General features: G+C 68.2%; 12 protein-coding genes. All 12 read left to right on the top strand.

The window, feature by feature from the left end:
* Positions 1-963: a heme ABC exporter ATP-binding protein CcmA gene (ccmA, locus tag ACYQ6T_RS04910; protein WP_459828401.1), complete on the top strand. Its 963-nt coding sequence runs from the start codon at positions 1-3 to the stop codon at positions 961-963.
* A complete protein-coding gene (locus tag ACYQ6T_RS04905) occupies positions 956-1,804 on the top strand; it encodes an ABC transporter permease (protein ID WP_459828400.1) in 849 nt (282 codons plus the stop codon). Before ccmA ends, ACYQ6T_RS04905 begins: the two co-directional genes overlap by 8 nt.
* Positions 1,805-1,876: 72 nt before the next feature.
* Complete coding sequence (locus tag ACYQ6T_RS04900; protein WP_459828398.1) at positions 1,877-2,128, top strand: FitA-like ribbon-helix-helix domain-containing protein; 252 nt, start codon at positions 1,877-1,879, stop codon at positions 2,126-2,128.
* On the top strand, positions 2,125-2,562 hold the full coding sequence (locus ACYQ6T_RS04895; protein WP_459828396.1) for a type II toxin-antitoxin system VapC family toxin: 438 nt from the start codon (positions 2,125-2,127) through the stop codon (positions 2,560-2,562). Before ACYQ6T_RS04900 ends, ACYQ6T_RS04895 begins: the two co-directional genes overlap by 4 nt.
* A gap of 6 nt (positions 2,563-2,568) precedes the next feature.
* Positions 2,569-6,117, top strand: a complete 3,549-nt coding sequence (locus ACYQ6T_RS04890; RefSeq protein ID WP_459828394.1) for an EAL domain-containing protein — start codon at positions 2,569-2,571, stop codon at positions 6,115-6,117.
* Between the two features lie 65 nt (positions 6,118-6,182).
* On the top strand, positions 6,183-6,398 hold the full coding sequence (thiS, locus tag ACYQ6T_RS04885; protein ID WP_459828392.1) for a sulfur carrier protein ThiS: 216 nt from the start codon (positions 6,183-6,185) through the stop codon (positions 6,396-6,398).
* Between the two features lie 20 nt (positions 6,399-6,418).
* A complete protein-coding gene (locus ACYQ6T_RS04880; protein WP_459828390.1) occupies positions 6,419-7,249 on the top strand; it encodes a thiazole synthase in 831 nt (276 codons plus the stop codon).
* Between the two features lie 5 nt (positions 7,250-7,254).
* Positions 7,255-8,025 (top strand): tRNA (guanosine(46)-N7)-methyltransferase TrmB, encoded by a 771-nt coding sequence (gene trmB / locus ACYQ6T_RS04875; RefSeq protein WP_459828388.1) that lies wholly within the window; start codon positions 7,255-7,257, stop codon positions 8,023-8,025.
* Complete coding sequence (gene sppA, locus ACYQ6T_RS04870; protein ID WP_459828386.1) at positions 8,022-9,920, top strand: signal peptide peptidase SppA; 1,899 nt, start codon at positions 8,022-8,024, stop codon at positions 9,918-9,920. Before trmB ends, sppA begins: the two co-directional genes overlap by 4 nt.
* A gap of 16 nt (positions 9,921-9,936) precedes the next feature.
* On the top strand, positions 9,937-10,497 hold the full coding sequence (locus ACYQ6T_RS04865; protein WP_459828384.1) for a YqaA family protein: 561 nt from the start codon (positions 9,937-9,939) through the stop codon (positions 10,495-10,497).
* Between the two features lie 48 nt (positions 10,498-10,545).
* Positions 10,546-11,403 (top strand): phosphate/phosphite/phosphonate ABC transporter substrate-binding protein, encoded by an 858-nt coding sequence (locus tag ACYQ6T_RS04860; protein ID WP_459828383.1) that lies wholly within the window; start codon positions 10,546-10,548, stop codon positions 11,401-11,403.
* A complete protein-coding gene (locus ACYQ6T_RS04855) occupies positions 11,400-13,838 on the top strand; it encodes a putative bifunctional diguanylate cyclase/phosphodiesterase (protein ID WP_459828381.1) in 2,439 nt (812 codons plus the stop codon). The genes ACYQ6T_RS04860 and ACYQ6T_RS04855 overlap by 4 nt, the downstream gene beginning before the upstream one ends.
* The last annotated feature ends 10 nt before the right edge of the window (positions 13,839-13,848 follow it).

The raw sequence follows: 13,848 nt of genomic DNA, 5'->3' as shown, positions 1-13,848 counted from the left end.
ATGCTCGGCAACGAACAAAACCCCCTCGTCACCTTCGCCGCGGTGGAGAAGCGCTTCGGCGCCCAGCCGGTGCTGAACGCCCTCACCTTTGCCGTCTGGCCCGGCGAACTCGTCGCCCTCTTGGGCCCCAACGGCGCCGGCAAGACCACCGCGATCCGCGTCCTCTTGGGCCTCTCTCCTTTCGAGCGGGGGGAAGTCACGCTCCTCGGCCACCCGATTCCCCACGAGGCGGAAGCAGCGCGGCAAAGGATCGGGGTCGTGCCGCAATTCGACAACATCGACCCCGACTTCACGGTGGTGGAAAACCTCGTCGTCTTCGCCCGCTACTTCGGAATTTCGGCATCTCGAGCGCGCGCCCGAGCTCCCGAGCTCCTCGCCTTCGTCGGCCTTGCCGGCAAAGAGGACTCCCCCGTCGCGGCGCTCTCCGGTGGGATGCGGCGGCGGCTATCGCTCGCCCGCGCGCTGGTGGCCGAACCGCGGCTCTTGATCCTCGACGAACCGACCACCGGCCTCGACCCCCAGGCGCGCCACCTCATCTGGCAGCGGCTGCGGGAACTGCAACAGCGCGGCGTGACGATTCTGCTGACCACCCACTACCTCGACGAAGCGGAGCGGCTCGCCGACCGGGTGGTGGTGATCGACCACGGCCGCGTCGTCGCCGAAGGGGCGCCGCGCGCGCTGATCGCCGCCGCGATCGAACCCTACGTCGTCGAGATCGACGCCGCCGCCTCCGCTCCCGAGCGCCTCGCGACGCTTGAGGCGCAACTCACCGCGGCGCTCACCGCCGCAGCGCCGCTACGCTTCGAACGGGTCGGCGAAACCCTCTTCTGCTACTGCCACGCCGACCCGACCGCGGCGCTCGAGCTGATCGCCCGCGACGCCACCGCCCGCGCGGTGGTGCGGCGCGGCAACCTCGAAGACCTCTTCCTCAAACTCACCGGCCGCGAGCTGCGCGATGGCTGACCCGACCACCCCGCCTCCTGGCAACCCCCCGTCGGTGGCGCCTCTGCCCGCCCAACCCCAACAACCCCCGCTTGCCCGCCGGCTCCTGCGGCCACTCTCCTTCTGGCGGCGCAACGCCCTTGTCTGGCGCAAACTCCTCGTCCCGTCGCTCCTCGGGAACTTCGTCGATCCACTCATCTACCTCTTCGGCTTCGGGCTCGGTTTGGGGTCGCTCGTCGCCGAGATCGACGGCCGCCCCTACCTCCACTTCCTCGCCCCGGGGATCGTCGCCTACGCGACGATGAACGCCGCCACTTTTGAGGCGCTCTATTCGACCTTCTCGCGCATGCACGTGCAAAAGACCTGGGAGGCGGTCCTCACCACCCCGCTCACTTTGAGCGACATCCTCCTCGGCGAGCTCCTCTGGGCGGCGACCAAAGCGGCGCTCGCGGGGGGCGCGGTCGCGCTCATTGCCGCCGCCGCAGGGCTGATCGCCTGGCCGACGCTGCCGCTTCTTCTGCTGGTCGTCTTCGCCACCGGCCTCGTCTTCGCGGCGCTCGCGCTGCCGATGGTCGCGCTCGCCCGCGGTTACGACTTTTTCCTCTACTACTTCACCCTCTTCATCACCCCAATGGCCTTCCTCTCCGGCGCCTTTTTCCCGCTCGCCCAGCTCCCCGCGCCGCTCCTGCGCGTCGCTGAGTGGCTGCCGCTCACCCAGGCGCTCGCGCTCCTGCGCCCCCTTGCGGCGGGCGACCTCCCGCCCCTCTCCGCTGTCCTCTCGGCGCTCGGAGTTGCGCTGCTCCTCACCCTCCTCCCTACCCGCTGGGCGCTTGCGCGATTGCGCCGCCGGCTCCTTCCCTGAACCGCGCGCGTTGGCAGAATCAGCGCATCGGAATAAAATGGGTTTACCGGAGCAACTCAAGCGAGGTGGTTCATGGCCACTCTGACTGTTCGTAATCTGCCGGAAGAGGTCTATCTCGCATTGCGCTTGCGCGCCGCTCTGCACGGTCGTAGTACCGAGGCCGAGGTGTGCGCCTTGCTCGAAGAGGCCGTCAAACCACAAGGCCACCTGAAATTGGGGTCGATGCTTGCCGAAATCGGTCGCAAAGTCAAACTCACCGACGAAGAAGTGGCGCTGATCAATCAACGCGAGAAGTCTGCCCCGAGGACGGTGGAACTTGAATGATTCTCCTCGATACCAATGTGATCTCAGAACCACTGCGTGCCCAGCCCGATGCGCGAGTGGTCGCATGGCTTGATGCTCAGCCCCTGGAGACCCTGTTTCTCTCTGTAGTTACCGTTGCGGAGCTGCGTTTTGGTGTGGCGCGCTTGCCTGTAGGTCGCCGCCGCAACAGCCTCATTGAGCAATTAGAGTGTCAGATATTCCCTGCGTTTGCAGGACGGATACTTCCTTTTGATGTGGCGGCAACCCAACCTTATGCCGAAGCGCTGGCCAATGCCCAAGCGTCAGGTTTGGCTGTGGGGATGGCAGACGGCTTCATCGCTGCTACTGCTCTCGCAAACCGCCTGACTGTGGCAACCCGAGATACCTCCCCCTTCGTGGCCATGGGGGTGCCGGTCATCAATCCTTGGTTGGAAAGTCCGAACGCTTCTGCTTGATCTCCCATGAACCATGCCACCCCGCCCCCCACCGACTTCCACCCGCGCCCTCCATGGTCGCTCCTGATCATCTTCCTGATTGCCGTCGCCCTCATTGCCGTCGCCGAGGCGGTGTGGTTTCGGTCAGCCCAAAAAGAGACAGAAGAGCGGCTTGCTGCTGCGGCGGCAACCCAGGCGAGCGCGATCGACGCCCGCGTGCGAGAACATTGCGAAAATCTCACCCTGATCGGCAAAGGGCTCCTCGCCCCTTACGTCACCGCGTCGCCCCCGCGCCCGATCCCCGAGGCGATCGCCGTGGCGCTCGCGCGGGTCACCGGGGAGCACCCGGAACTGCGCGCGGTCAATGTCCAGTCGCCCGACGCCTCGAGGTTCCTCTGGAGCACCCTCCAACAACCGCACACTCCGATCTTCACCGCGGACGACTTCCGCCCGATCGATCTCTCCCCCGCGGCAGAAGGCACCTGCCAAACGACGTTGCCCCGCTTCTCCCCCCGCTTCCAAGAAGCGGTGGTCGGCGTGCGCGTGCCGCTTCTTCGCGCCGACGGCACTATTGCCGCCTTTGCCGGTAGCCCCTACCGCGCCACCCTCCTCTTTGCCCGCGCCGAGACGCTCGTTCCCGAAGAGCTCCCACCGCTTCGCTTCACCGTCACCGACCGCCGCTTCGCTCGCGTCGTCGCTTTGCTCGACGTGGCGGAGACCCTCACCTTTCCTGACACCCCCTCAGCAAGCGCCCCCGCCGCGACGGGGGGCGAAGAGGCGGCCTTCACCGCTGAGGCGTGCCGCGGCGCCTACTGCGTCACCGCGGCGATCTCGCACGCGGCGTGGCGCACCGCTTACGCCCAAAGCGCCCTCCCCCGTTGGGTTCTCGAGCTTGGACTCCTCCTGATCCTCGCCGCGCTCCTCTCGCGCCAGCGCACGCTGCTGCGCACCCTCCATGACGCGCTCGTGCAGGAGACCGTGGTCGCCCGCACCGACCCCCTCACGCAGCTGATCAACCGCCATGCGCTCGAGATCGCCGCGCCGCCCCTCCTTGCCGACGCGCGCCGCCGCGGCGAGCGGGCGGCCGTGGGGATCCTCGACCTCGACGACTTCAAACCGGTCAATGACCGCTACGGCCACGACGCCGGCGACCAGTTGCTCCGCGCCGTCGCCGAACGGCTGCAACAGAGCGTCCGCGGTGGGGATCTCGTCGCCCGTCTCGGCGGCGACGAATTCGTGATTCTGCTCACCCACCTCACCCCGCAAACTGCTGAAAAGGAGCTTGCCGCCTTCGGCGAACGGCTCGCGCGCGCGGTGGCCGCGCCGGTACCACTCGCCGACGGGGTCACCGTCACCCCGCACTACCGCGTCGGCTGGGCGCTCTTCCCCAAACAGGGGGAGGAGCTCGATGCGCTGCTGCGCCGCGCCGATGCGGCGCTCCTCACCCTCAAAGCGGAGAAGGGGCGAAGCGACACCGTGATGCGCGTCGCGGGGGAAGAGCCCGAACAGACCCGGTGGCTGGAGGCACTCGAAGCTCCACTCGACCCCTTCTCCCCCGCAGCGGAGCAGCTCCTCGCCGCCTATGCGCCGCTCTTGCGCGAAGCGGCGCAAACCTTCGCCGAAGTGCTCCTCAAAAGCCTCACCGACCACCCCGAAATCGGCAAGCGGCTCGCCGCACAACCCGCCGAGGAGCTCGCCCGCTACCGGCAGCTGATCGCCACCCACTTCGCCACCCTCGCCACTTCCGACGCGACCCGCGAGACGATCGCCGAGCAGGCAGCACTCTTGGGCACCATCCACGCGCTCGAAGGGCTCGGCTTTGCCGACGCGGCAATCGGTTACGACCGCAGCCACACCTTCCTCCAGGAGTTTCTCAACGCGCAGGCACTCCGAAGCGGCGAGGTCTTTCGCCTGCTCCACCTCTGGCGACTGCGCACCGCGCTCGCGCTGCAACACTTTTTGGCCGCGATGGAGGGGGTGCAGCTCGCCTACCTGCGGATGGTCCTCCACGAATTTCCCGAGGGGGGTGGGACCTTGGCGAGCTGGCAAGAGGCGCTCGCAGAGGCGATCCTCGGCCTACCGGGAATCCGCATGGTGCTGCTCCTTCAGCCCGACGCTCAAGGGGTCTTTCACCTCGTCACCGCGCGGGGTAAAGGGGATCTCTCTCCGCTTAACGCCGCGTTTGCGCCGGAGCGCGCGCCGCGCCTCGACACCCGCGACCCCGCCGGCCGGGGACTCATGGCCACCGCGTGGCTGCGCGGCACGATCGCAACCACCGACGACTACCTCCACGACCCGCGGACCGTACCGTGGCAACCTGTTGCCGCGGCGCTCGGGGTCGCAAGCGCTGCCGCTGTCCCGCTTGCCGACAGTCACGGTCCGCGGCTCCTCCTCTACATCGGCGGTCGCCACCCCTACCAGTTCAGCGCCCTCTTCGCCCAGTTGTGGCTCCAGAGCGTGCAGGCACGCGCAAACGCCGTGTTGCGCGCGTTCGAAACCGCCCCGCATCGGGGTGGAGAGACACCGATCAGCGTCGGGCGCGCCGCGGCGATCCGCGCTGCAGTGATGAGCGGGGGCGTCGCGCTCGCGGTGCAGCCGATTGTGGACCTACGGCGCGGCACGGTGGTCAAAGCCGAGGCGCTCGCGCGGCTCACCGTCGGTTCCGAGACCCTCCTTCCCGGGCAGTTTCTCCCGGCACTTCGTGCCGACGACTACCCCTACCTCTTCCGCGCGGTGGTGCGGCAGGGGCTCGACTGGCTGCGCGCATGGGAGCAGACGGGACTCACCATCGACCTCTCGGTGAATCTCGACCACACCACCCTCCACCAACCCGACGCCGCGAACGCCCTTCGCGCCGCGCTCACCGCCGCAGGAGTCGCCCCAGAGCGGCTCACCCTCGAACTTCTTGAGGATGAACCGATCACCGCGCAGGAGAGCATCGAAGCGCTCGCCGCGTTGCGCGCCGTCGGGGTAAAACTCGCGGTCGACGACCTCGGTTCGGGCTACAGTGGGCTCTTGCGCCTCGCGGAGCTCCCTTTTGACGTGATCAAAATCGACCAGCTGCTCGTGCGCAAACTCGCCGCGAACCCGATCACCTTCTTGACAGTGATCCGCGCGCTTGCGCGCCTCGCCGAAGGGCTCGAGCGGCAGACGGTCGCCGAAGGGGTCGAAAACGCCGCGCTCGCCGAAGCGCTGAGTGTCGTCGGCATCCCTCGGGCGCAAGGGTACGCGATCGCCCGCCCGATGCCCCCCGAGACGCTCCCCGCATGGGCAGCGCGCTGGCACCAAACGCCACTCCTACGCTACCCCGCCGCGCCGCTCACGACGCTCCTCGGTGCCCTCACCTACCAGTGGCAGGTCCACCACGAGCGCGGATTTGCACACCTCCAGCAACTCGCCGACTGTCCGGTCACCGCCTACCTGGCCACCTACCACCCGAAGGCAGAGGTGCCCCGCGCCGCCCACGCCGTGCTCCACGACGCCGTCGAGCGCGGCGACAGGACCGCCTACCGCGTCGCCTACAACACCCTCATGGAGTGGTTCTTGACCGCGTGGCTGCGCGAGATCGGGCGGTAAGCGAGGGGCGTGTCGGGTCGATTTCGGGTAAACTCCCGCCCAGCTACTCCACTGAGAGAGGACCGATGGCTGAGACCCCGCTCACGGTGCGCCTCAACGGCGAACCGGTCACGCTGCCCGCCGGCACGACCGTCGCCGCGCTCCTCGAGCGCTACGGCTGGCTCGGGAAGCGCGTCGCCGTGGAGCGCAATGGCGCGATCGTCCCGAAGAGCGCTTTCGCAACTACCCCGCTTGCCGACGGCGACCTGCTCGAAATCGTCGTTGCCGTTGGCGGCGGCTGATCTGATTTGCTGGAGCCATGATGACCGAAACGCTTTCGCCCCCCACCCCACCCGACCCCGTTGCCGACACCCCGCTCGTGCTCGGCGGCCGCACGTATACCTCGCGCTTGATCGTCGGTACCGGCAAATACCGCGACTTCGCTGAAACCCGCGCCGCGGTCGAAGCCTCGGGTGCCGAGATCGTCACCGTCGCGATTCGCCGCACCAACCTCGGGCAGAAGCGCGACGAGCCGAATTTGCTGGACTACCTGCCCCCGGAGCGGTTCACGATCCTCCCCAACACCGCCGGCTGCTACACCGCCGAGGAGGCGGTGCGGACGCTGCGCCTCGCGCGTGAGCTGTTGGACGGCCAATCGCTCGTCAAACTCGAGGTCCTCGGTGACCCGCAGACCCTCTTCCCCAACATGCTCGAGACCCTCAAAGCGGCCGAGCAGCTGGTGGCGGATGGGTTCGACGTGATGGCCTACTGCTCCGACGACCCGATCCTTGCGAAACGGCTCGAAGCGATCGGCTGCGTTGCGGTGATGCCGCTCGCGTCGCTCATCGGCTCGGGGATGGGGATTCTCAACCCGTGGAACCTGCGCCTCATCATTGAGTCCATCCAGGTGCCGGTGATCGTCGACGCCGGGGTCGGCACGGCCTCAGACGCGGCGATCGCGATGGAGCTCGGGTGCGACGCGGTACTGATGAACACCGCGATTGCCCACGCCCGCGACCCGGTGCGGATGGCCTACGCGATGCGTTGGGCGGTGGCCGCCGGCCGCGCCGCCTTCCTTGCCGGCCGCATGCCGCGCAAAGCCTACAGCGCCGACCCAAGCTCCCCGATGAGTGGCCTCATTGGCCGAGGGTGAAAAGGATGACGACCGCTACCACCGACCGCTTGACTCACCGTACGGTCCGCACCTTTGTCTTGCGCCAAGGGCGGATGACCCCGAGCCAGAAGGAGGCGCTCACCCGCCTCTACCCGATCTGGGGCTTGCCGTGGCAACCCGACCAACCCCTCGACTTCGCCGCGATCTTTGGGCGCCGCGCCCCGGTGGTGCTCGAGATCGGCTCGGGGATGGGAGACGCCACCGCGGCGATCGCCGAAGCGAACCCCGACATCGACTTCATCGCCGTCGAAGTCCACGGCCCTGGGGTAGGCAACCTCCTGAAGCTCATCGACGCGCGGGGGCTCAAGAACCTCCGGGTGTTGCGCCACGACGCGGTCGAGGTGCTCGAGCGGGTGATCCCCGAAGGGGCGCTCTCGGCACTCCACCTCTTCTTTCCCGACCCCTGGCCGAAGAAGCAGCACCATAAGCGGCGGATCGTCCAGCCGCCGATCGTCGCGCTCTTCGCCTCGCGCTTGAAACCCGGAGGGTACCTTCACTGCGCCACCGACTGGGAGGAGTACGCCCACTGGATGCGGGCGGTGCTCGACGCCGAGCCGCTCCTTGCCAACGACTACCCCGAAACGGGGTTTGCCGAACCGCGCCCCGCGTGGCGGCCGCGGACCAAATTCGAGCAGCGCGGAACCCATCTCGGCCACGCCGTCTGGGACCTCGTCTATCGCCGCCGCGCCGCGCCCCCTGCTGACGCCCCTCTGGACGCGCAAGCAGCGCCCTCCGCCGATTCCTCCCCGTCATGAGCAGTCGCCGCCCCGCTTTGCTCCTCGCGCTCCTTACCGCGCCGCTCAAGCTCGCCGCGCGCCTCCTTGCCGGGCTCGAATGGCTCGGGCGCGCGGTCCTGGGCGCAATTGCGCTCGCCGTCGGCCTTGCGGTGCTCATTGCCCTCGCCGTCGCGTGGCACGCCAAACCGCCAGCGACGCCGCTCCTTCCCCACCGCTTCATCCTCGACCTGACGCTTGACGGGAGCATCAGCGAGACGCCGCCGCGCACGCCCCCGCTCGCCCTCTGGGACGAAGAGGAGGAGCAGAACCACCTTGGCTCGCTCCTCGAAGCGCTCGCTGCTGCGGCAACTGACCCGCGCGTCGTCGCAGTCACCCTCGACCTCAGCCGCTTTTCTGGAGCGAGCTATGCGCAACTCGCGGAGCTGCGCGACGCGCTCGCCCGCTGCCAGGCGGCGGGAAAACCCGTCTTCGCCTTTGCCGACCGGTTCGACCAGAAGCGCTACTACCTCGCGTCGATCGCCCGCGAGATCACCCTCGACCCCGAAGGGTTCGTGCTCCTACCGGGGCTTGCACTTGAGCCGACTTACCTTAAGGCGGCGCTCGACCGCCTGGGCGTTACCGTCTATGCCTTTCGCGCCGGCCGCTACAAGTCGTTCGTCGAACCCTTCACCCGCAACGCGATGTCCGAAGAAGAACGGAGCGCGGTCACCGACCTCCTCTTCGGCCTCTGGCACCAGGTGCGCGACGCGATCGCCGCAGCGCGCCACCTGCCGCCGGAGGCGGTCGACCGCTACCACGCCGCCTATGACGAACGGCTCACCGCCCACGGCGGGGACGGCGCGCAGACGGCGCTTGCCGAAAAGCTCGTCGACCACCTCGCCCCGCGCGACGCGTGGGAAAAGCGGGTAGGCGACGCGACGGGGCTCGATCCTGACCGCGACCGGGTCGCGTGGCACCGCTACCTTGCCGCGCACCAAGCGAAACGGCTCCTCCACCCTAAAGGGGGGGAGATCCGCGTCGTCGTCGTCAACGGCACGATTGTCGAGCGCGACGACGGCAGCCCGACAGCAGCGGCGAGTGACCGGCTCGTCGAGGCTCTCAACGACGCCCGGGATGATGCCGCGGTGCGCGCGGTGGTGCTGCGCATCGCCTCCCCTGGCGGCAGCGCCTTTGCCGCGGAAGAGATCCGCCGCGCGGTCGCGGCAGTCAGGAGCGCCGGCAAACCGGTCGTCGCGAGCTTCGCCGGCGTCGCGGCGTCGGGGGGCTACTGGATCGCCACCGCCGCCGACGCAATCACTGCTCGGCCCGAAACCCTCACCGGCTCGATCGGCGTCTTCGCGCTCATCCCCAACGCCGCGCGGCTTCTTGAGAAGCTCGATCTCACCACCGACGGCGTGCGCACCGGCCCCTTCGCCGCACCGCTCGACCCCCGCCAGCCGCTCCCCGAGGCGGTGACCCGTGCGCTCGACGCGGCAGTCAGCCACACCTACCGCCGTTTCCTCACGCTGGTGAGCGAAGGGCGAAAAATCCCTGCCTCCGAGCTCCCTCCGATCGCCGAAGGGCGGGTCTGGTTGGGGAGCGCGGCGGTGAAACTCGGGCTCGTGGATGAGCTCGGCGGGCTTGAGCGGGCGCTTGCCCTTGCGCGCGAACGCGCCGGCGCCCCAGACGCCGAGGTGCGGTGGGCAACAGAGCCACCCACCGTGCGCGAATGGTTGCGGCGGCTCCTCTTCACCCTACAGTCGAAGGTCTCCGCTGTGGGCCTCACCCCCTCCCCGCTCGCTCATTCGGCGATCGACACGCTCCTTCTCCCCCCGTCGCTCACCCCGCTCGTCGCCACGCTCGCCCGCGAACTCACCGCTCCGACGGCGACGCTGCCCCCCCTTTGGGCCCACTGTCTGTGCACCCCCCCGTGATGAGGTTACCAGTCCGATGATCGAAGAGGCGCTCAAAAAGACCGTGATCGCGATTGTGGGGCTCCTGATCCTGATGGCCGCCCTCGGCTGGGCGTTTCAACAGGAGCTCGTCGCCGCCGCCCATTGGGTTGCCGAACACCTCGGCTTTCCGGGCATGGCGCTCGTGATTCTCATCGGTGACACCTTGATCTTCCCCTTTCCTCCTGACTCGATGCTGGTTGTCGTCAGCCGCAGCAGCATGGCCGAGAAGTGGTGGCTCTATGTCTTCGGGATCGGCGCCGTCTCCGCCTGGGCCGGCGTCCAGGGCTACTTCATCGGCCGCACTCTCGAACACTTCCCGATGCTCCACCGGATCTTCGGCCGTTTCCGTGAGGAGCACGAACCGATGCTGCGCAAATACGGCTTCTGGTGGGTGCTTCTCGGCGCGACGACGCCGCTCCCCTTCTCGGTCACCACCTGGACCGCGGGACTCTTGCGCTTGCCGCTGCCGCTCGTCGCGCTCGCGTGCGCCTTCCGAATCCCGCGCTTCTTTGTCTACTACGGCGTGATCCACGCGGGGCTCGGGCTTTTCAGCTAAGTGCTTTGCGGTAGAATCGATAGACCGGTCACCTGGACCTATCGCCCCATGACCTCTACTTGCCGCAACCGCCGCGACTTTCTCACCCGAACGCTTGCCACTGCAGGCGCGACCCTTCTTCCCGTGTCGCTTCGTGCCGCCGAGCCACCGCTCGTCTTCGGGGTCGTCCCCTACCTCTCGGCGCGGCGGCTCGCCCAACTCTACGAGCCGCTCCGCGCCTGGTTCGCCCGCGAACTCAACCGCCCGGTGGCGCTCGAATCGGCCCCCAACTACCGCGGCCACTTCGAGCGAACCGCAGCGGGGTGGTACGACTTCATCGCCACCAGCCCCTATTTTGGCCGCATCGCGCAGCTGCTCTACCAGATGGTTGGGCTCGCCCGGCCCTCGACCCCCTTGGAGCCGCTCCTCATCGTCCTGCCCGAGAGCCCGATCGAGAGCGTTGCCGATCTGCGCGGCAAACGGGTGGTGACGAGCGACCCGTGGGCGAACCTGACGCTCGCGGCGCGCCGCTTCTTCCGCGAACAGGGGTGGGTGATCGGGCGCGACCTGAGGCTCACCGCAACCGGCAGCCATGCCAACTCTTTTGCCCACCTGCAACAGCGACTTGCCGACGCTGCGGTGGTTTCGGTCACCACCCTCAAACAGCTCAACCTCGACCCGACCGCCTACCGGATTGTCGTGCGCCTCCCCCCCTCGCCGCCGCTCCTCTACCTCGCCCACGCCCGGCTCGGGGATGAGACGATCGCCACGCTCCGCGACCGGCTGCTCGCGTGGAGTCGCGGCGACGGGGCGCCGCATTTCGCCGCACTCCGCCACGGGACGCTGCAACCGATCAGCGACGACGATTGGCAGGCGCTCGACCCCTTCGTCGCCGACTTCGACCGCCTCTTTGAGAGCACCGAATGAGCCGCTTCCTCTCTCGCCGCTCGCTCTTCGCCCGCTGGGCACCCTTGCTCCTTGTGGCGCAACTCGCGATCTTTGCCCTCTGCGGGTACCTCTTCTGGCAGCAGACACGCGAGGCGGCCGAGGAGCTCGCCCGCGCACGCCTCCAGAGCCTGCAGGTCGAGCTCACCGCAGCGCTCCAGGCGCCGCTCCTTGAGCGCAACCTCCCGACGCTCCAGGAGATCGCCGAGGAGCTCGGCGCGCAAGGGGAGATCGACTACCTTGCCGTCTTCAACGCCGCGGGCGAACGGCTCGCGCTCGCGGGAACGCCCCCCGACGCCGCGCTCCCCCCGGCGCAGCCCCTTGCGGCGCTCACCACCGTGCCGCTCACGCGCCGGCTCGACATCCTCCTGCCGCTTGCAAGCGGTGCGGTTCAGGTGGGGTACGCGCCGCAACCGCTCACCGCGCTCGTCGAGCGGCTCGCCCAACTGGGCGGGTGGGCCCTTGCCGGCACCACGGTGCTGACGCTTGCCCTCTACCTCTGGTTCTTCTACCGTCTGGGACGGCGGCTCCAGGCGATCGAGCAGGCCGCCGAGCGCTTTGCCGCGGGTCGGCTCCACGAGCGCGCGCCGGCGGGAACCCATGACGAGATCGCCCGCCTGGGCGCAGCGTTCAACCGCATGGCCGACGAGCTCCAAGAGCGGCTCGTGGCGCTCACCGTCGCGCAACGGGAGACCGAAGCCGCGGCAGCGACGCTCGAAGCGGAGCACGCGCAGCTCACCGCGCTCCTCGAGGCGATGCGCCTCGGGGTGCTCCTCGTCGACACCTCCGAGCGGGTGATCTTCGCCAACAGCGCCTTGCGGCGGCTTTGGCGTATTCCGGCGGAGACGCCGATCGTCGGGCAAAAGAGCCGCGACGTGATGCGGGCGAGCCAAACTCTTTGTGCCGAACCCGACCACTTCTCGAAGCTCCTCCTCACCGTCCCGGGCACCCAGGAGATCTCCGACAGCGCCGAATTGCACCTCGTCGATGGCCGGATTTTTCTTCAACTCTGCTTTCCGGTCCGCGACAGCCATCAGCGGCTGATCGCGCGGCTCTGGCTCTTTGAGGACATCACCCACGAACGGCGCGCGGCGGAGCAGCTCATCTACCTCGCTGAGCGCGACGGGTTCACCGGCCTCTACAACCGCCGCCGCTTTGCCGAGCTCCTCGAAGAGCGGCTCAACGACGCGCGGCGGCAACGCCACCAGGCCGCGCTGATCCTCTTTGACCTCGACGAGTTCAAACACCTCAACGACACCTTTGGCCACCGCGCCGGCGACGCGCTCCTTGCGCGGATTGCCAGTGAACTCACCGCGATCACCCGCAGCAACGAGATCGTCGCGCGGTTAGGGGGGGACGAATTTGCCGTTCTCCTGCCGCAAATCAGTGACCGCAGCGAGCCGCAGCAGCTTGCCGAGCGGATCGTCCGCGCCATCGCCCGGATTCCCTTTGACTTCGACGGTCAACGGATCGGGGTGACCGCAAGCGTCGGGATCGCCCTCTTCCCGGAACACGGCGACAACCCCGATGATCTCGTCGTCGCGGCCGACATGGCGATGTACCAGGCGAAGGGGAGTGGCCGCAACACCTGGCGCTTCTACAGCAGTGAAGCCCACCACGAGGAGGTGGCGCGCCTCACCTGGAACCAGCGGATCGAGATGGCACTGGCCGAGGAGCTCTTCGAGCTCCATTTTCAGGGGATCTACGACCTCAACGGTCAGCTGCAACATGTCGAGGCGCTCCTTAGGATGCGCGACCCCGAAGAGCCCTCCCGCCTCGTCTCACCGGGCCACTTTATCCCCGCGGCGGAGAAGAGCGGCAAGATCCGCGACCTCGACCGCTGGGTGGTCCGCCGCGCCCTGCACCACCTCGCCGAACATCCCAACGCGCCGCGGATCGCCGTCAACCTCTCCGGCCGGACCCTCTCCGACCCCGGCTTTGCGCTGTGGCTCGAGAACGAGTGGCGGCAAGCGCCCCCCCACGCCCGCCGCCTCCTCTTCGAGATCACCGAAACGGCGGCAATCAGCGACCTCCAGGAGGCGATCCGCTTCGCCCACCTCGTCCATCAGCTCGGCGCGGCGCTCTGCCTCGACGACTTCGGCACCGGCTTCAGCTCCTTCAGCTACCTCAAGTACATCCCGGCCGACGTCGTCAAGATCGATGGTCAGTTCATCCGCGACCTACCGCAAGACAGCGCGAACCGCCTGATCGTCCAGGCGATTGCCCAAGTGGCGCGGGGGCTGGGGAAGACGACGATCGCCGAATTCGTCGAAGATGGTGAAACAGTCGCGCTCCTGCGTCTGCTCGGGGTCGACGCCGCGCAAGGGTACCATTTGAGCGTCCCCTCCCGCGATTTTCCCCCGCCGTCGGTCCCCCTCAAAAACGATCCCGCGCAGAGTACCCACGCCGTGCCGTAGCGGTTAAAGC

The sequence above is a fragment of the Hydrogenophilus islandicus genome, assembly GCF_054657095.1.
Note: the sequence above shows the minus strand (reverse complement) of the source record. Positions and strands in the feature narration are given on the sequence as shown.

Bases quoted from the DNA above. Each gene is read 5' to 3' on its own strand.
- trmB (WP_459828388.1), top strand. From the start codon at position 7,255: ATGACGACCGCTACCACCGACCGCTTGACTCACCGTACGGTCCGCACC.
- ACYQ6T_RS04890 (WP_459828394.1), top strand. From the start codon at position 2,569: ATGAACCATGCCACCCCGCCCCCCACCGACTTCCACCCGCGCCCTCCA.
- ACYQ6T_RS04905 (WP_459828400.1), top strand. From the start codon at position 956: ATGGCTGACCCGACCACCCCGCCTCCTGGCAACCCCCCGTCGGTGGCG.
- thiS (WP_459828392.1), top strand. From the start codon at position 6,183: ATGGCTGAGACCCCGCTCACGGTGCGCCTCAACGGCGAACCGGTCACG.
- ACYQ6T_RS04895 (WP_459828396.1), top strand. From the start codon at position 2,125: ATGATTCTCCTCGATACCAATGTGATCTCAGAACCACTGCGTGCCCAG.
- ACYQ6T_RS04900 (WP_459828398.1), top strand. From the start codon at position 1,877: ATGGCCACTCTGACTGTTCGTAATCTGCCGGAAGAGGTCTATCTCGCA.
- ACYQ6T_RS04865 (WP_459828384.1), top strand. From the start codon at position 9,937: ATGATCGAAGAGGCGCTCAAAAAGACCGTGATCGCGATTGTGGGGCTC.
- ccmA (WP_459828401.1), top strand. From the start codon at position 1: ATGCTCGGCAACGAACAAAACCCCCTCGTCACCTTCGCCGCGGTGGAG.
- sppA (WP_459828386.1), top strand. From the start codon at position 8,022: ATGAGCAGTCGCCGCCCCGCTTTGCTCCTCGCGCTCCTTACCGCGCCG.
- ACYQ6T_RS04855 (WP_459828381.1), top strand. From the start codon at position 11,400: ATGAGCCGCTTCCTCTCTCGCCGCTCGCTCTTCGCCCGCTGGGCACCC.
- ACYQ6T_RS04860 (WP_459828383.1), top strand. From the start codon at position 10,546: ATGACCTCTACTTGCCGCAACCGCCGCGACTTTCTCACCCGAACGCTT.
- ACYQ6T_RS04880 (WP_459828390.1), top strand. From the start codon at position 6,419: ATGACCGAAACGCTTTCGCCCCCCACCCCACCCGACCCCGTTGCCGAC.